The following is an 18,825-nucleotide window of genomic DNA, read 5'->3' on the forward strand; positions in this document are numbered from 1 at the left end:
TTCCATGGCCGATACCAAACTATCCGTCTAACACGTCGTTTTGTTAAAGATGGCACCTGTTCTAGAGATAGGGTGAGAACCCATCTAGAGATAGGGCGATCCCAGCCACAGGATACGGTCAAACAGCCGGATGATGAACGGCCGGGCTCGCAAGGAGTCCAGGGTGACAGGGATGGCCGTTTCGATCGCCGATCCAATCCGGGCTTCGATCTCGCGGGCAAAGCCTGCGTCGAGGACCTCCAGATCGATCTCGAAGTTGAGCCGCAGCGACCGGGCGTCGAGGTTGGACGAGCCGACATAGGCCCACACGCCGTCGATCGAAAGCAGCTTGGAATGGTCGAATGGGCCTTCCGTTCGCCAAATGCGGCAATAATTCTTCAGGATCTGGTCGAATTGCGCGGTCATGGCGCGGTCGACAAGGAAGAGATTGTTGACTGCGGGCACCACGACATCGATCTCGACGCCGCGTCGGGCAGCGGTGATCAAGGCGCTGATCAGTTCCCGATCCGGCAGGAAATAGGGTGACATCAGGCGGATCGACTTGCGCGCGACCGAGAAGGCGCCGATCAGCAGCTTGTGGTTGGTTTCGTTGCTGGCATCCGGCCCGGACGCGACCGCCCGCACCAGCATCGGCTGGTCGGGTGCCGGCGACAGCGGGGCAATACGCCAGGCATCGCCCTTCAGCGCTTCATTGGCGGCGAAACGCCAGTCTTCGGCGGCAACAGAGAACAGGTCGGCGACGATTGGTCCGGAGACCTTGAAATGCGTGTCCCTGGCGCTGCTGGAGCCTGCGAACTCGGCGGAAAACCCCTTGCGGATGTTCATGCCGCCGGTGAAGGCAACCGTGCCGTCGACCACAAGGATCTTCCGGTGGGTCCTGAGGTTGGCGTAGGGCAGGCGCAGGCCCATGACGATGTTGCCGTTGAAGACATCGGCGGGGATGTTGGCGCGGCGCAGATGGCCGAGGATGCTGGGAACGGAGTACCGGGCGCCGACGGCGTCGATCAGCACGCGAACGGTGACGCCGCGCTGGACGGCACCAGCCAACGCTTCGACGAAAAGCAGGCCGACGGCATCATTGTCGAAAATATAGGTCTCGAGCAGGACGCTGCGCTCGGCGCCGTCGATCGCCGCGCACATGGCGGCATAGGTCTCGTCGCCGGTCTCCAGCACGTCGATGGTATTGCCCGGATTGAGCGCGCGCCGTGCCACCCTGTCGCCTAGCGTGCGCAGGCCAGTAAAGCGCTGGCCGTAGCGCTCGACGATCAGCGCCTCCTCGGCGGCGATGTCACGCTCATCCTTGGCGGATACTGGGTCTCCGGCAAGCGGGCGCTGCGCGGTGATCGTGGCGCGACGGATGCGGTTGATGCCGGCCACGGCATAGATCAGCACGCCGAGGATCGGTGACAGCACCATCACGCCGACCCAGCCGGTGGCTGCCCGCACATCCTCCTTGGTCATGACGGCGTGGGCGATGCCGACGGTCGCCATCACCACCGAGATGATCGCCAGGATTTGGGTCCAGTGAGTCGCAATGGTCTCGAACATTGCCGGGACTATCGAGCGAGCGATTGCAGAAGGCAATGCAGCCAGTCAGGCTTCGCATTCGGCGGATGGCGGTCGCGACCTGGTCATTGAGAAAATCAATCCCCATGCAGGGCTTGGGTCGATCAAGTTCCCCCGGAAATCCCGCCTGGGAAAGCCAACTTGACCCGCGGGAAAGCATAGAGACGGCGTGGTCCGGCATCGTCCCGTGCTGCTTTGGTGATCCAAGGCGTCCTGTACTTTTGTACCACATCTATTGTATATCAGAGGGAACGAAATTAACACTATAACACTTTGATCAGAGGCGAGGGGGAGCGCCGAATGACAGGATTCAACTTCGAGGGACCTCCCGTGGGTGACGGCGACATGTCGGCCGCATGCCAGGGCCAATTGCTGCCTCTTGTCGATGAGATCGTCCAGGCGGCGGTAGCGGCCGGTTGGAATCAGGACGATGTCCTCCTGGCTTTTGTGGAACTCACCTGGGATCTGTACGAGAAACGTCGTGGTCTGTAGCAGCCGGCCGAAAGCTGTCGGCTCGGCGCCCCGTCTTGCCTGGCCATCGTTTTCGGGCCAAAGAACGCAGCAATGGATTCGAGAAAGCCGCGCCACGGCTGATGAGCGAAACTCAGGGGTGGCGAAGACCTGCCAACCCTATGAAATAGAATGCTCGCCAACTTCCTCGATCGGTCATTTTTTCTGTCTTTTCGCGAACAAAAATTTTTCTTTGCGCGGGGGAGTTCTTCCCTAGCCGAGGTGTGTGCGTTACGCTGTTTTCGGGCAAGGCAAAGGGGGATTCAAGCGGCTGCAAGACGGCTGAGGCGATGCAATGAAAAATGCGGACGAGGCTCGGGAGAGCGGCGTTTCCCGAGGCGTCGATCGGACAGCCCGATACGTCTTGGACATCATTCCGGAAAGTGCTGGTCCCAGAAGAGCCACCGCGCGCGGCAGCGTCATCCATTCCGTCCGAGGTCCCGGGTCGCAGACATTCCTGGCCATGGAACATTCCGCAGGCATTGTGCTGAGGCCGGGGCGCAAATTCAGAGCCTCGCTCGGCAGCGACAAAATCACGGAGTACGATGCGCCGGTCGGGTGCCTCATCATCAATCCCGCGGGGGTCGACAGCACCTTCGCCTGGTCGGAGACCAGGGAAAACGCCGTCGTCTCCATATCGCCGGAAGCGCTGTCGGAACTGGCGGCTCATGAGTCCGATGTCGCCAATACAGAGCTCGAGCCGCCTGCGTTCGGCACGGTCGACCTGAGGGCGCTCAACATAGCCCAGATGATCACCGCCGAGCTGACCGGGACGCTGCCACCGAACGAGCTCTATCTGGATTCGCTGCTCACGGTGTTCGGCGTGCATTTGCTGCGCACGTACACGAGCCGCGGCAGGCAGGCCGTGTCGCCCAAGGGCGGGCTCTCTGCCGTTGGCGCCCGACGCGTGCGCGAATATCTCGACGAGAACTTCGCGCGAAGAGTAATGGTCGCAGAGCTGGCTTCCGTCGCAGGGGTTTCACCCAATCATTTCATAGCAAGGTTCGCCAGGACGTTCGGCATGCCGCCCCATCGCTATTTGATCAATCTGCGCCTGGATCTGGCGGAGAAGCTGCTCGTCGGCGGCAAGTTCGCGATCGCGGAAGTCGCTTACCTCGCCGGCTTTTCAGATCAGAGCCATCTGGCCGCGACGATGAAGAAGTACAGGGGGAGAACGCCCACCAAGGCCGGAAATGCTTCGGTCAGGAATTGAGAGTTCAAGCATGGCAAAGAAACCACACCTGCTGACCGGCGAACAAAGACCGGAGTTTCCTACAAAGCTTCCGGAATTTTCCAAAATACGCCAGCCGCAACATGCCCCAAGGCTCCGTGTGAGTCATTCGGAATGCCATGCAGCCTCGACATTATTCGCCATCCGGCCGGGTCGATGAAATGAGCTGGGCTAGCGATGCGGACGCGGTTCGATCAATCACGAATTGTTTTTCGGGGGAACAGGGAGGGCGGCCTCGTGTTGAATTCCATCTGGGACATATCAGGAGGCCGGAGCATGCGGCGTGATGATGGTTCCTCGGGATCGGCTTCCGGAACCAATTCTGAACAACAGCCCGCGGTGCACCCGAAAGGCGGGCTTTCCGCGCGCGACGCGCGGCGCGTGCAGGAGTTCCTGAGCGAGAACTTCACGCGCAAGCTGGCGCTTGCCGAAATGGCCGCGGTTTGCGGGCTCTCGCCCTATCACTTCATGCGTGCCTTCTCCCGGACGTTCGGGATGCCGCCGCATCAATATGTTCTCGATCTGCGGCTGGACTTCGCCGAAAGCCTGCTTGCCGACAGCCGCATGACGATTGCCGATATCGCCCATCTGGCCGGATTTTCCAGCCAGAGCCATTTTACCACCGTTATGAAGAAATACCGTCAGGTGACGCCATTGCAGGCGCGGATAGCCAAGCTTAACTCGAATATTATATGAGAAGACGCTTGCGACACTGTATGATTACTTTGTATTAAAGCACTTGCTAAGGTAACGAGCCGTTAACCTCCGTCGAGTTGCTCCGGTTTTTTCTCACGACACAGCAATTTCGTGAAATACTGCGAGCAGGAATCATGTCTTTCTGCTGCTGACTGGAATTGTCTGACGATTCCATGCCGGCCAGCGGAGAGGGAACCATGACCGACAATCGCATTTCGAGCGGCCAGATTTCGAACGGTTCGTTTGTTCGGCGTCGCGCGGCGCATTTCGCCGGGCAGTGGATCGCGGGGGTCGATCAGGGCTCGCGCTCGGTTCGCCGCCGGCTGATGGCGGTGCTGAGGATGGCTCACCGTGTGCTTGGCATGCGCCGCAAGGGATCTGGGCTCGGCATGCTCGGCATCGGCAGGGTCCTAGCAGCGGCGGTTGGTGCGATCGTACTCGGAGGCACCGCCACGCCGGCGCTGGCACAATATGCCGCCGGTGGCGGATCCGCGACCGCTCCCGAGGCCGTAGCGATCGGAAACGGCTCGACCGCCAGCCTTAACTGGGCCGTGGCGCTCGGCTTCCAGGCCAATTCGGCGGCACAATACAGCGTGGCTATCGGTCGGACCGCATCGGCCACGGGGAGCGGCGGTGCGGTGGCGATCGGCTCCGCCACGATTTCGAACAACATCAATACAGTGGCGGTCGGCGTCAACGCCAATGCCACCGGCGCTGGCGCCAGCGCTTGGGGTACCTTCGCCGTTGCTTCGGGTGGCAATTCCACCGCCGTCGGTGTCAGCTCCCTGGCCAGCGGCAACACGTCGTTCGCCGGAGGCTGGGGGTCCCAAGCCACCGGGCTGCGCGCCATCGCGATCGGGAGCCAGGCAGTCTCGTCGGGACTGGACACCATTGCCCAAGGTACCAACACCGTTGCAAACAGCCAAAATGCCATTGCCGTCGGCTTCCAGTCGACCGCAACTGGGGTAAACGCCGTCTATCTCGGCTCGCGCACCGCCGCCGGAACGGGAGCGTTGGCCCAGAGTGCCATCGGCATCGGCACCGATGTGACGGCGTCCCAGGCCGACGCCTTGGCGATAGGGCGCGCAAGCAAAGCGACCGGCACCACCAGCATGGCGTTTGGTTTGCAGAGCCAGGCCACGGCGACCAATACCATCGCGATTGGTCCCCAGGCCAATGCAACGGCGATAAACTCGGCAGCGCTTGGCAACGTCGCTACCGCCTCGGGCCAATTCGCACTGGCGCTCGGCAATTCGGCCACGTCGAGTGGGGTAGGCTCGGTCGCGGCGGGCTCGGGAGCCCAGGCCACGGACGTGTCGACCACGGCGATCGGCAACAACGCCGCTGCGACCGCCGCAAACGCTAGTGCGCTGGGCCTGGGCGCCACTGCGAGCGGTGTAGACGGCACGGCGATCGGCAAGTCGGCCAATGCGAGCGCGCAAAGCGCCATCGCCATAGGCGATACCTCAATTGCGAGTGGCACCGCCAGCACAGCGGTTGGTAACGTCGCCGTCGCCAGCGGCGCAAACGCCTCCTCGTTCGGGTCCGGAGCGAACGCGACAGGAGACAATTCTCTCGCCGCCGGCGTCAGCGCCAACGCCGGCGGACTCGACAGCACCGCTCTCGGCATCGGCACCGTAGCCAGCGCCGACAATTCCACTGCCGTTGGACGTGAAGCCCGCGCCACCGGACTCAACAGTACCGCGCTCGGCCGCGGCGCCCAAAGCAGCGCCGTGAACTCCATCTCTCTCGGCGCTGGGACGAGGGCGACCGGGATAGGCGCCGTCTATGTCGGCTCAAGCACTTTTGCAACGAGCGCCAGTGGAGACAACGCCATCGGCATCGGCACGGACGTGACGGCATCTGCGGACGACGCCCTTGCGATGGGGCGCGACAGCCAGGCGACGGCAACCAACGCCATCGCGGTCGGTCTACAGTCCGCTGCGCTCTCCGCCGACTCCATCGCCATCGGCACGGGCGCGACCACCGATGGCGGCCAGGCCGTGGCCATCGGCGCCGGCAACACCGCCTATGGCGACGGCGCGGTCGCCATAGGCGACCCCAGCTATGCCAGCGGCACCGGCGCCTTCACCGGCGGCGCCAACAACATCGCCAACAGCGACGGCACGGCAACCGCCACCGCGGCCAATATGGCCAACGGCGCGGTCGCCATCGGCAACAACAACAAGGCGATCGGCCAGGGCTCTGTTGCCCTGGGCGACGGCTCCACGGCAGGTGCCGCTGGCCTTGCGGGCAATGTCGCGCTGGGCGATGGCGCGACGGCGGCCGCGAGCTCCGGCGACGTGGCGCTTGGTTCCGGCTCCGTGACCACGGCTGCGGTCGGCACGGCCAGCGCCGTGATCAACGGCACGACCTATGCCTTCCAGGGCACCAATCCGACCTCGACGGTCAGCATCGGCGCGCCCGGGGCCGAGCGCACGCTCACCAATCTGGCGGCGGGACGGATCAGCCTGACCTCCACCGATGCGGTCAATGGCTCGCAGCTCTTCGCCACCAACCAGGCGGTCGACGCCATCGGCACCACGCTCAACAACATCAATGTCGGCGGCGGCATCAAGTATTTCCACGCCAACTCGACCTTGCCGGATTCCCAAGCGCTTGGAACGAATTCCGTCGCGGTCGGACCCAACGCCGTGGCCAACAATGCCGGCGATGTGGCGATCGGCCTGAATTCCGCATCAGGGACCACCACGGCGGTGGGTGGCGCGACGATCGGCGGCGTGAACTACACCTTCGCCGGCACCACGCCGGCCGGCGCGTTCTCGGTCGGGTCGGCTGGTGCCGAGCGCCAGATCCAGAACGTCGCGGCCGGACAGTTGAATGGCGGCTCGACCGACGCGGTCAACGGCTCGCAGCTGTTCGCAACCAACCAGCAGGTGACGCAGAACACCACCGATATTGCCAACATCGGCAGTGGCGTCACCAATCTTGGCAACACGATCAGCAACATCGCCGGCGATACCTCGACCGCCTATACCGACGCCAATGGCGTGGGCATCCGCTACGCCCGCACCAACGAGACCGGATTGGCGCAAACCGATTCCTTCGCGCAAGGGGTCGGCTCCACCGCTGTCGGCTACCAGGCGACCGCGACCGGCGTCAGCGGGCTGGCGCTCGGCCGCGACAGCAATGTCAGCATCGACGGCGGCGTGGCGCTCGGTTCCGGCTCGGTGTCCGACCGCGCCCTGGCGCCGGCCACCGGGCAGATCGCCGCCGGTCCGTCCAACTTCATCCAGTACAACACCACCGACAAGACGCTGCTCGGCGCGGTTTCGGTGGGCACCGATACATCCTACCGCCAGATCACCAATGTCGCCGACGGCACGCAGTCGCAGGACGCGGTGACGGTCCGCCAGCTGCAGGGAGCGATCGCCTCCGTCTCGGTGACGTCGACCAAGTATTTCCATGCCAATTCGGCGGCGGGCGACTCGCTCGCGGTCGGTGCGGAATCGGTCGCGGTCGGCCCGACGACGGTCGTCAACGGCGACAATGGCGTGGGCATCGGCAATGGCGCCATTGTCGACCAGACAGCACCCGGCGGCACGGCCATCGGTCAGAACGCCCATGTCATGCTGGCCGACGGGCTGGCGCTCGGCACCAATTCGCTGGCGTCCGGCATCCAGTCGGTGGCGCTCGGCGCTGGCGCCCAAAGCACCTTCATCAACAGCGTCGCGCTGGGCGCGCAGTCCATCACCTCGGTCGGCGCTGAGACCGGCTACACGGCCTTTGGCCTGACCGCGCCGCAGACCTCGGTCGGCGAGGTGTCGATCGGCGGCGCCGGGGCTGAACGCAAGCTCACCAATGTCGCGGCGGGCTCGGCCGATACCGATGGCGTCAACGTCTCCCAGCTTAAGGGCGTGTCGCAAAACATCGCCAATTTGTTCGGCGGCGGCACCACGGTCAATCCCGACGGCTCGATCACCGGACCGACCTACACCGTCCAGGGCAACACCTACACAACCGTCTATGACGGGCTCACGGCGGTCGACAATGCGCTCACCAACATCACCAATGGCGGTGGCATCAAGTATTTCCACGCCAATTCGACGCTGGCCGACTCCACCGCCAGCGGCACCGACAGCGTCGCGATCGGACCGGCCAGCGTGGCCAGCGGCACCAACAGCCTCGCCGCCGGCAATGGCTCGACAGCCACGGGCCAGGGCGCGGTGGCACTCGGCCAGGGCGCCAAGGCCAACAATGCCAACGACGTGGCGCTCGGTTCCGGCGCGGTGACGCAGACCGCGGTCGGCACCTCCAGCACCGTCATCAACGGCAAGACCTACAGCTTTGCCGGGACCGCTCCGATCGGCACCGTCAGCGTCGGCAGTGCCGGCGCCGAGCGGACGATCACCAATGTCGCCGCCGGACAGATCAACGCCAACAGCACCGATGCGATCAACGGCTCGCAGCTCTATGCCACCAACACGGCTGTCGAGGATTTGAAATCAGGTCTCGGATCGCTCACACAGAATGCGGTGACGTATGACACCAATCCGGACGGCAGCAAGAAGAACAGCATCACGCTGCAGGGCGGCGATGTCAACGCGCCGGTCGTCATCTCCAATGTCGGTCCCGGCGTTGCCGGCACCGATGCGGTCAACGTCAACCAGCTGAACCAGGGGCTGGCCACGAGCATCAACACGTCCAACACCTATACCGACAAGGTGGCCGCCACGACGTTGCAGCAGGCCAACAACTATACCGACCAGAAGCTCAGCCAGCTCAATTCGGACATCGGCGGCATACGTGACGAAGCCCGCCAGGCGGCGGCGATCGGGCTTGCCGCGGCCTCGCTGCGCTATGACGACCGTCCCGGCAAGCTGAGCGTCGCGGCGGGCGGCGGCTTCTGGCGGGATTCGAGCGCCTTGGCCTTCGGCGCGGGCTACACGAGCGAGGACGGACGCATCCGCGGCAACGTGTCCGGCACGGCCGCCGGCGGTCATGTCGGCGTCGGCGCCGGCCTCAGCTTCACCTTGAACTGAGGCAGGAATGAAAGGACTTGCCGTACTGACTTGCCTGGCGCTCTGCGGCGGCCTCGCACCGGTGGCCGGGCAGGTGGCGTCGCCCTACAGGATCAAGCCTTCGGATGTGGTGCTGCCACCCGACGTGAAACTGGGAACCTATCAGCGCACCATCCGTCCCTTCGAAAATTGGACGCTGATCTGCGACGAGAACCTCAAGGCGCGCAAGAAGGTCTGCAATGTCTCGCAGGTGATCGAGGATTCCTCAGGCAAGATGGCCTTCAGCTGGTCGCTGGCCGCCACGCAGGACGGCAAGCCCTACATGATCGTTCGCACGGCGCCGAACGCCAGGAGCGACGGGCTGGTGTCGCTGAAGTTCGACGGGCGGGACCAGGCGATCGACGTCCACCTGAACGGCTGCAACGAGATGGTCTGTGTCGGCATGCTGCCGGTCGGGCCCGTCATGCGCCAGCAGATCTCCCAGAATGCGACGCCGGCGATTTCCTATCCGACCGTCGACGGCAAGACGATCACCGTGACCGCAGCAACACTCAAGGGGCTGACCGAGGCCCTTTCGCCACTCAAATAACGGGGCAGCATCATGAGCCAGCAGGACCAGTTCATGTCCGCAAAACGCAGCAGCCCGGCCGTCGAGGCGGATAGGCAGAGGCTGGTCGAACCCGCGCGGCGGCGATGGCCGCGCGTCGTCGGATTTTCATTGTTGGGGCTCGTGGTGGCGGGCCTTGGCTTCGCCGCCGGCAACTATGCCGCGATCGCCAATCTGGTCGGCAGCGCGACGGCCGCACAGCCTGAGGCAACCAACCCGGCGCTTCCGGACACGCCTTTCCTCGAGCACGTCAAGCAAGCCGGGGTGCAGGCCTGTTCGACCGTCTATCCGGTGCTCGGACAGATTTTGACGACCGGCACGAAATACAGCGTCAAATCCTTGTGGAACGACCAGGCCGCCGACAAGCATGCCGTCCAGGCCTTTGTCGGCATGGACTATGCGACGGAACGCTATAGCGGACCGGCCGCCGGCGTCGTCTTCGCATCGCCCACCGCTTCGGGTTGCGAAGGGGCCATGGTGCGGGTGGCGCCATTCGCCAGCCCGTGCGCCGACATCCCGGCCATCCTTCCGCAGGGCAGCAAGATCACCGACCATCTTGGGCAGGTCGAGGTGTACGAACTCGGCGGCAATGCCGGTGAAGCCCTTCTCCTGCCAACGGGCAAAAGCTGCGTGGTGATCTCCGTCGCTTCGGCGGCGAAGTAGGCGAGCAAGCGGGATCAAGGAAAGGGGTGCCGACCATGAGATTGCGGGCTTTGGCGGTTTTGGGCTTGACCTTGTGGAGCGGACAAGTCGTCTCGGCCGACCTGGTGGCTCCGTCGGAGCCGCAGCAGGAGGAAAAAGGCATCTGGGCGGCGATCGCCTATTCGCAGGCCGATAGCAAATACGGCTTCTTCTGGGGCGCCGACAAGCGCCAGGAGGCGAAAGACATAGCGCAGAAATACTGCGAGAACGCCGGTGGAAAAGCCTGCAACGTCGTCACCGTCTTCCGCAACCATCGCCATTGGAATGATGACGACCAGACCGGCTTTCCCTACAAGCACTGCGGTGCGCTCGCCGTGGCCGACAAGGTCGAGAACCGTTTCACGCCCTGGGGCGTGAACTCGGCCGAAACCCGCCGCGAAGCCGAAGACCTCGCTCTGAAGGCCTGCGAGGCGTCGGGTAGCAAATGCAAGGTCCGTGAATGGGTCTGCACATGAAGCGTGGCCTCAAGGCCGCCTGCGCATGCGGGGCAATCGTATTTTCTTCGATGTCGCCGGCATCGGCGCAGCAACAGGCGGCGGCTGTTCCAGATGGCCCGTCATCGCTGCGCGAAGTCTATCAGGACTGGAGCGTGGCCTGCTCTGTCCAGGAGAATGCGCGGGTCTGCTCGCTTTCGCAGGACCAGGTCCAGAAGAACGGCCAAAGGCTGCTTGCCGTGGAGATACAGAGGCGCGCGGACGGGTCGACCATGGCTACCCTGCTTCTGCCCTTCGGCATCTTGCTTGATTCCGGCGTGACGCTGCAGATCGACGATCAGCCGCCCTTGTCCCCGCAGCGCTTCAGGACCTGCCTGCCAACGGGTTGCCTCGCGGTGTTTGCCATTGACCGGTCGGTGCTTGGAAAGCTGAGGGGAGGCGAGGTGCTCAAGCTCAACGTCACCACCGACGCCGAGACCCCGCTGACATTCCCGGTGTCACTGCACGGCCTGACCGCGGCGCTCGACCGCATGGTGGCGTTGAGCGCACGGTGAAGGGAAGGGCGGCTGCCTTCGAAGCCAGCCGCCGCTGATCCCATGGAACGTTGGTGTGCCGAGGCCGTTTAGTCCGGTGCCATTGCCAGCGGATCGTGATGATGAAGAAGACCTACGTCAAACCCACGCTTGTGAAACGCGGAAAACTGACAGAGCGCACGGCACAGATCGTGGCTTCCGGGGTCATATTGGGCGAGTAGTCGTATCTCCTGGCGCCTCCGGCTATTTTTCCCGCATCGCCCGGCGGAAATTCTGCGTGATCGGCTCGGCGAGGTAGGAAAGCACGGTGCGGGCACCCGTCCGGATCATCGCCTCGCTCGACATGCCGGGCAGGAGCTTGCGGCCCTCCAGCTTGGCGAGTTCGTTTCTGTCGATCAACACGGTCGCGGCGAAATAGGGCGCGCCGCTGCGCTCGTCCACCATGCGGTCAGCCGACACGATCTCCACGACGCCGTCGAGTGGCGGCAGGTTGTAGCGGGCGAAGGCCGGAAAACTGACGTGCGCGGGCTGGCCCGGGGCGATGGTCTCGACGTCCTCCGGTTTGACCATGGCCTCGACCACGAGTTGTTGTCCGAGGGGTACGATCGTCATCAACGTCTCACCGGGTTTCACGACGCCGCCAGCCGTGTGGACCTTCAGATCCATGACGATCCCGTCCACCGGGGCGACGACATCGGTACGGGTAAGCACGTCCCTGGCGGAACGCTCCTCCTGTCTCAGGTCGAATAATTCCGCCTCGACCTTGCTCAACTCGTCCACGGCCTCGTTCAGTCGCACCGTGCCGAGGTTCAAGATCTGCATGTCGATTTCGGCCATGGCGCTTCTGGCGCGCGCAATTGCCGCGATGTTGGTAGCGCGATCCCCCTCGATCTCCTGCTGTTGCCGCCTGAGCAACAGATTGCGTTCGCGAGTGGTCAGTCCCTTCGCCAGCAGGGCCTCGAGATCCTTGGTTTCACCCTCGATCGCGTCGATCTGCTTGTCCTTGGTGGCGATAAGCTTTTCAAGTCCCGTTATCTCTTCCTCGGTCTGGTGACGGCGCTGGCTGAGAATTTCCTGCTCGTCCGTCCAGTTGTGATGTTTTGCCGCGAACACGTCACGCTGGGCGGCCACCGCGTCCCTTGCGGCGGTGGCGGGGTTTGCGAGCAATGCCGGATCGAACGCGATCTCGGCCTTGCCGTCACGCTCGGCCCTCAGGCGCGCGGCCAGTGCTTCACGCGTGGCTATCCGGTTCTGGATCAGGTCGAGCTGCGTCTTTGCCTGGGTGTCGTCGAGCCGGATGAGGACCTTGCCCGCTTTGACGATATCACCGTTGGCGGCGTTCAGCTCCGCGATGATGCCGCCCTCGAGGTGCTGGATGAGCTTTCGGTCGCCGGCGACCTTGACGACGCCCGGCGCAACCGCGGCGCTGTCCAAGGGCGCCAGCGCCGCCCAGCCCCCGGCCGCGCCGAAGAACAGGAACATGATCGCGAATCCGGTACTCGTCACGGCTGTGAGACGCAGGGGTACCGGTTCCAGCAAGGAGGTCGGCGGGACGGGTAACGGCACGATGTTCATATCTGTCCTCATTTCATGCCTGGTTCGCCACGGCAGCCGTGCTCAATGCGGCCTGACGCGACGTGCGCTTTGAAGAGGGACGCGGCTCGTTGCCGGTGCCGACGACGGTGGCGGAGATTTCCGGCATCGGACTCGCCGGCACCTGAGTTACTTGGCGGATGCGCGCGGCGAGTTCGTTGAAGACATGGTCACGTGAACCGAAGAGGTCTTGTTGGCCCCGGTTGAGGACCAATATCTTGTCGACCTTCTCCATCATGTTGGCTCGGTGCGCGATCAGGATAACGGTCGCGCCCGCCGCCTTGGCCGCGCCGAGGGCCGCGATCAGTGCATCCTCCCCCTCGCGGTCGAGGTTGGAGTTGGGCTCGTCCAGGATGATAAGTGCCGGGTCGCCATAGAGTGCCCGCGCCAGACCGATGCGTTGGCGCTGGCCACCCGACAGCACCGCGCCAGATTCGCCGATCTCGGTGGCGTAACCCTTCGGCAGTCCCTTGATCAGTTCGTGAACTCCCGCCAGCTGCGCGGCCTTGACCACGTTGTTGAAGACCGCCGGGTTGATATTCGCGAAGCGGCAGATGTTTTCGGAGACGGTGCCGGCGAAGAGCTCGATGTCCTGCGGCAAGTAACCGACATAGTGACCACGGTCCTCCGCCGCCCATTGGGCAACGTCCATCCCGTCCAGCAACGCACGCCCTCCGGATGGGCGCCAGGCGCCGGCCAGTATGCGCGCCAGGCTCGTCTTGCCGGCCCCGCTCGGGCCGATCAACGCCATTGCTTCACCCTGATTGAGCCGGAAGCTGATCCCTTTCAGGATAGGCTCGCCACCCTGTCGGGCCAGCACAAGGTTGTCGGCCTCGAACCTGCCTTTCGGTCGAGGCAGCGGCATAACCGGCGTGGCCTCCCGGTGTTGTCCGGCGACCGCGGTCAGGCGCTTGTAGGCGGCGCGCGCTCCGACAGTCGCCTTCCATGTGCCGATCGCTTGCTCGACTGGCGACAATGCGCGCCCCATCAGGATCGAGGCGGAGATCATGATGCCGGGTGAGGCCTCGTTGCGAAGCACCAGATAGGCACCAAGGCCCAGAATGGCCATTTGCAGGGCCAGCCGGTGGCAGCGCGCGATGGCCGCGATGACGCCGCCACGGTTGGCGGCAAGAATCTGTCCCTTGTTTGCCTCGTCCTGCTGCGCCTTCCAGCCCTCCAGCAATGGCTTCAACATGCCCATCGCCTGCACGACCTCAGCGTTGCGGATCGCCGCCTCGGCCTGCACATAGGCCCGCGACTGTGCGCTTGCGGCCTCGGTCAACGGTTTGCGTGTGATGTATTCGTTGAGCAACGCCAACGCAAACAGCACGATCCCGCCGCACAGCGCCAGCCAGCCCAGCCATGGGTGCATGAAGAATATGGCGGCGAAGAACAGCGGCGCCCAAGGCGCGTCAAGGATCGGGAAGATGCTGGGGCTGGTGAAGAAATTGCGGACTTGATCCAGGTCGCGCAGAGGACGGGCATTGGCGTGACCGGGCGCCGAGGCGGCATATTCCACCGATGCGGTCAGCAGAACCGGTCCCAACCGCGCGTTCATCCACGACCCGACTTTAGACAGAAGACGCCCGCGCACGATCTCCAGCCCCGCCATTGTCGCGAGTGCTCCTGCCGCCATCAGCGACAGCATCACCAACGTCTCGAGGCTGTGGCTGGACAACACGCGGTGGTAGACCTGGAGCATATAAAGCGCCCCGGTCAGCATCAGCACGTTGATGCCGCCGCTGAACCAGATAAGCGGCCGGAGGGCGCGCCTGGCCTCTTTCATCACCACCTGCAGGGCAGGGGGCTGTTGGTTGGTTTTCATCATCTGGATGACATCTCCGGGCGACAGATCGCGGATACGGGGGCAGCAGTGGCTGCCCCCCGGTGGTCGAGCGTCAGGCAACGTCGACAAGTATGTGCTGCATCGCTGTCTGGTCCGCGTCCGCGTCCGCCACCTGGAAGGCGAAGTTGAGGTGGGCATCCGGAGTCTGGGTCGTGGTCGAGGTGAAGCCGATGTCGGTGATCTTCAGCACGTCGTTATCGGTGGGGTCGAAGTTCACCAGACCACCGGTCGCATTGCTGCCGCCGGTGGCAGTGCCGGTCAATCCGTTCAGGTTGATCGCGGTGTTGTTGCCGGAGATTCCGTTGCCCGACTGCATGATCTGGACACCCTGCAACACGTAGTGTTCGCCGGTTGCGTTGTAGTCGTTCTGCTCGATGATCACGAGGCCGTCATTGTTGTCGAGCGTGAACTCGCTGTTGTACGGGGCCGGGACATGACCCGTCTTGAAGATGTCGGTGTTATCCACGTACATGGCCCGTGTGATCGACGGGCCGTCGTCCGCGGTGCCGGCGATGTTGTCTGCGCCCTTGTCGAGCAGATTGAGGATCAGCATCAAGTCCTCGCTGGTGCCGATGCCGTCGAACTTGATGGCCATGGCGCTGGCGGTCGCCGTCGGGGTGGTGGCCTCGTTCACGATACCGACGTCGCTGTTGAAGAACCGCAACGTGAGCAGTTCGCCTTTCTGGATCGTGTCGCCGGCGACACCGTTGGTGCTTTGCGTCGCGGACACCCACGTCTCATTGGCATTACTCACCATCTCGTGACCACCGACGGTGAACGTGGAGTCAGCGGATGACCCTTCGCCATTGTTCGTCAAGCTGAACGGGTTGGCATTGTTGATCATGTTGCCCGTGAACTGCACGTAGAAGTTTTCGTTAGCCGGCGTGGCCGGGTCATCCGCCTGCAATTTTTCCAACACGATCGGCGGGTGGCCGGTATTGCCCGTGGGTACCTTGGACAAGAACTGACTTGTGTGGATAACGTCGAAGCTGAAGCCTTCGAGCGGGTCGGTCAGGTTGATGGTGTAAGTGTCATGGACCTTGTCGAAAATGAGGGTGCCGCCCGCTGTGGCCGTCTGGTTGCCGGCGGTGTTCGGGTCGCTGTCGTACGAGATTTGCCAGTTGAACGTCGCCGAGGTGGCGCTTTCCGACTGGAGCGTCGCGAACGAGCTGATGAACGGGGTCGTGTCTGGTGCCGGCACAAGGCCGGTGAGATTACCGGTGAGCCCGATCTGGATGCCGGCAAGGACACCGTCGGCATCGACGAAGTCAGAGTGCGTGGCGTCGTAGAACGAAGCCGGGCGGCTGTCCGCGCCGATGTCGTACCCGAAGGCACCGGTGGCCGACGCGTTGAGCGTGTTGGCCAGAGTCTCGTGGGTCCCCGTACCGTTGCCGGCGTTCTGGTCACCGTCGAACGGTACCGTGATCGTCGGTCCATCGTCCCTAATCTGCACCTTGTCGCCGATGGCGATGTTGGTGCTGCTGGTATCGCCGTCGCCGTCCGTGGCAGTGATGGTCGCCAGCAAGGCGCTGTCGAGCATCGTCTTCACATCGTCGGGGTTGCCGGTATCGGGATGGGCGATGGCAATGTATTGCGCAATGCTGAGGATGCCGCCCTGGCTGATCGAGATGGCGATGGCGACAGGGTCGCCGGTGGTGTTGCCGTCGTTGCCGACGTCAACCCGGCCAACGATGAGGCCGCCCTCGACATTGAGCAGGATGTTGTGTCCGTCGAGCGAATCGAAGCCGGAGTCGGCATTCGCGCCGCTGACGCCGAGCGAAAGCGTTTGGGTGCCACCGTCGGTGCCGAAGCTCGAATTGGGGGTGACCACCGCTGCGGCGCTGGCCGCCCAGCCGATGGCCGTGCCAAGTGCCGCGAAGGCAGCGGGCAAGGAGATGAGCGTCTGGTCGTTCGAACTGGCATCGACGCCGGAAGTCTCGTCATGCAGCACCTTGGCCGTGTTCTCCGTCAGGCCGGCCGTGGGGCCATCGTCCCTGATCTGCACCTTGTCGCCAATCGCGATGCTGGTGCTGTTGCTGTCGCCGTCGCCGTCGGTCACGGTGACCTTCGCCAGCAAGGCGCCGTCGAGCATCGTGTTCACATCGTCGGGGTTGCCGGTATCGGGATGGGCGATGGCAATGTATTGCGCAATGCTGAGGATGCCGCCCTGGCTGATCGAGATGGCGATGGCGATGGGGTCGCCCGTCGTGTTGCCGTCGTTGCCGACGTCAACCCGGCCGACGACGAGGCCGCCCTCGACATTGAGCAGGATGTTGTGGTGGTCGAGTGAATCGAAACCGGAATCGGCATTGGCGCCGCTGACGCCAAGCGACAGCGTCTGGGTGCCCGGTCCGTCGGTGCCGAAGCTGGAGTTCGGCGTGACCACGGCGGAAGCGCTGGCCGCCCAGCCGATGGCCGTGCCAAGTGCCGCGAAGGCAGCGGGCAAGGAGATGAGCGTCTGGTCGTTCGAACTGGCATCGACGCCGGAAGTCTCGTCATGCAGCACCTTGGCCGTGTTCTCCGTCAGGCCGGCCGTCGGGCCGTCGTCGTCGGTGAACAGCTTGTCGCCGACCGATTGGGTCACCGTCACGCCTTGTGACAGGTCGACACGGCCGACGTCGAATTTGCCGACCACCGCGGTTGCCTGGAAGCGGTTGAAGGTCTCCACCGCCTGTGTGCCGCTGTTGTCGGTGAACCACTGTACCGTATAGGCGTCGTTGAGATGCTGGGCGGTTATGGTTCCGTCCCCGTTGAAGGTGACGAAACTGTCGCTACCCTGGATGATGGTCCTATCGTCAACCACCTGTCCGTTGCCGTCCTTGATGATGACGCGAACGATGGCGACCGACGCATCGTCGGTAAGGGCGCTTTGGTTGGCATCATTGCCAAGGTTGGCGCCGCTGCCGAGATTGTTGTCGATGTAGCTGCGGCCGGCCTCGGGATCAGTCGAAGCGCCGCCGGCGCTGAACGCGCCGATTTTCACGGTGAAGTTGGTGCCGGGACTCCCTTCCGTCTGGGAGATGAACAGCTTGGCATCGGTGACATCGATGAAGTCGGTATAGCTCATGTTGTCGATGTCGCCGTATGTGCCCGGTGTCTGGCCCTTGACGAAGCTGAACACGGCCGTCTCACCCGGGTCGAACATCTGGTTGTTTACGCCGATGGTGGCGCCGGTGCCGCCCTGGCTGGTCTTGATGGTGTCGCCTGAGTTATCGAGCGTTCCGTCTGCCTGGATGACCGGATGTATGCCGCTCACCACCAGACCCGCGCCGGATGTGCCTACGGCCACGAATAGATTGTTGCCCGAGGCGAGATTGTCGAAATTGAAGGATGTGGAGCCCGTTGCCGAGACGTTGAGAAGGTTGGTCCAGTCGATCGTGTCGTCAGGATTCGCGGTGTTGGGATGAGCAATGGCCTCGAAGGTCACCATCTCGATGCTGGCGCTGAGATTGTCGCCGGCCGCGTTCAGGTAGAAAGCAGCGACGACGTCACCGGCGTCCGCCAATGGGCTGGTTGTGGCGAGCACGATCGTGCCGTTCGCATAGGAATGCAGATAGATGGCGTCGCCATCGACCGTTTGCAGTGGGCTGCCATTGAAGATGACCTGGTCGCCGTCGAGCGGCGCGCCGCTGCCATCGGAGAAGAACAGCTTGCTGATCGTCGCCCCGTCCGGGTTGACAGTGACAAGGCCGGCGGCGCTGACCGCGGCCTCGACGTCGTCAGCATAGGAAAGCTGGCCCGCAGACAGTTGCAGGTCACCGGTAAGGCCGTTCAGGAAAGTCTGGAAAGCAGAGGAAAGCCCGCTGAGATCGCTGCCGATCGCGGTGTCGTCGTCCTGGAGTCCGGAAGTCTGATCAAGGATCAATGTGTCGTTGACGGTGATTGTGGTTGCCATGGAGATTCTCCCCTTTTTTCGAACGCATCAAGAAAAGGGGTTCACACCCCCTAGATGCCGGACGCCCCTACCCGAGTGCATCCGCTGGCGCACAGAATTGCGGCCTTTAATCCCTTAATGTGCCGCCGACGCAGAGGGCGCGTCCATTCCCGGTTGGATAGTGTTATGGTGAATGGCCGTACCTGATCGAACGATATATATCCTTCGATAGATCATGCTGCGCGGGCGTC

General features: G+C 63.5%; 12 protein-coding genes. 8 read left to right on the forward strand and 4 right to left on the reverse strand.

The features are described from left to right. Window positions 1–84 precede the first annotated feature (84 nt). Window positions 85–1,548, reverse strand: coding sequence for a phospholipase D-like domain-containing protein (locus AC04SF_RS28215; RefSeq protein ID WP_488480432.1), 1,464 nt, complete (start codon window positions 1,546–1,548; stop codon window positions 85–87). A gap of 318 nt (window positions 1,549–1,866) precedes the next feature. Here AC04SF_RS28215 and AC04SF_RS28220 point away from each other — a divergent pair, with 318 nt between their 5' ends. From AC04SF_RS28220 to AC04SF_RS28255, 8 genes are all read left to right on the forward strand, one after another. Next, on the forward strand, window positions 1,867–2,058 hold the full coding sequence (locus AC04SF_RS28220; RefSeq protein WP_096449722.1) for a hypothetical protein: 192 nt from the start codon (window positions 1,867–1,869) through the stop codon (window positions 2,056–2,058). Between the two features lie 481 nt (window positions 2,059–2,539). Next, a complete protein-coding gene (locus AC04SF_RS28225) occupies window positions 2,540–3,289 on the forward strand; it encodes a helix-turn-helix domain-containing protein (RefSeq protein WP_488480433.1) in 750 nt (249 codons plus the stop codon). A gap of 294 nt (window positions 3,290–3,583) precedes the next feature. After that, the gene (locus AC04SF_RS28230; RefSeq protein WP_488480434.1) at window positions 3,584–4,003 is read left to right on the forward strand and encodes an AraC family transcriptional regulator; all 420 of its coding nucleotides are present in this window, start codon (window positions 3,584–3,586) and stop codon (window positions 4,001–4,003) included. Between the two features lie 551 nt (window positions 4,004–4,554). Beyond that, a complete protein-coding gene (locus AC04SF_RS28235) occupies window positions 4,555–9,006 on the forward strand; it encodes a beta strand repeat-containing protein (protein WP_488480471.1) in 4,452 nt (1,483 codons plus the stop codon). 7 nt (window positions 9,007–9,013) lie between these two features. Next, complete coding sequence (locus AC04SF_RS28240; RefSeq protein ID WP_488480435.1) at window positions 9,014–9,574, forward strand: invasion associated locus B family protein; 561 nt, start codon at window positions 9,014–9,016, stop codon at window positions 9,572–9,574. Window positions 9,575–9,586: 12 nt separating this feature from the next. Further along, window positions 9,587–10,255, forward strand: a complete 669-nt coding sequence (locus AC04SF_RS28245) for a hypothetical protein (protein WP_488480436.1) — start codon at window positions 9,587–9,589, stop codon at window positions 10,253–10,255. A gap of 35 nt (window positions 10,256–10,290) precedes the next feature. Continuing rightward, entirely contained in the window at window positions 10,291–10,749 is a 459-nt protein-coding gene (locus AC04SF_RS28250) for a DUF4189 domain-containing protein (RefSeq protein ID WP_488480437.1), read from the forward strand. Then, the gene (locus AC04SF_RS28255; protein WP_488480438.1) at window positions 10,734–11,282 is read left to right on the forward strand and encodes an invasion associated locus B family protein; all 549 of its coding nucleotides are present in this window, start codon (window positions 10,734–10,736) and stop codon (window positions 11,280–11,282) included. The genes AC04SF_RS28250 and AC04SF_RS28255 overlap by 16 nt, the downstream gene beginning before the upstream one ends. Window positions 11,283–11,504: 222 nt before the next feature. Here AC04SF_RS28255 and AC04SF_RS28260 read toward each other — a convergent pair whose 3' ends face one another. From AC04SF_RS28260 to AC04SF_RS28270, 3 genes are all read right to left on the reverse strand, one after another. Further along, on the reverse strand, window positions 11,505–12,836 hold the full coding sequence (locus tag AC04SF_RS28260; protein ID WP_488480439.1) for an HlyD family type I secretion periplasmic adaptor subunit: 1,332 nt from the start codon (window positions 12,834–12,836) through the stop codon (window positions 11,505–11,507). Window positions 12,837–12,849: 13 nt separating this feature from the next. Beyond that, window positions 12,850–14,679: a type I secretion system permease/ATPase gene (locus tag AC04SF_RS28265; RefSeq protein WP_488480472.1), complete on the reverse strand. Its 1,830-nt coding sequence runs from the start codon at window positions 14,677–14,679 to the stop codon at window positions 12,850–12,852. 73 nt (window positions 14,680–14,752) lie between these two features. Beyond that, on the reverse strand, window positions 14,753–18,595 hold the full coding sequence (locus AC04SF_RS28270) for a DUF5801 repeats-in-toxin domain-containing protein (protein ID WP_488480440.1): 3,843 nt from the start codon (window positions 18,593–18,595) through the stop codon (window positions 14,753–14,755). Between the last annotated feature and the right edge of the window lie 230 nt (window positions 18,596–18,825).

The organism is Mesorhizobium sp. CNPSo 4671 (genome assembly GCF_057784245.1).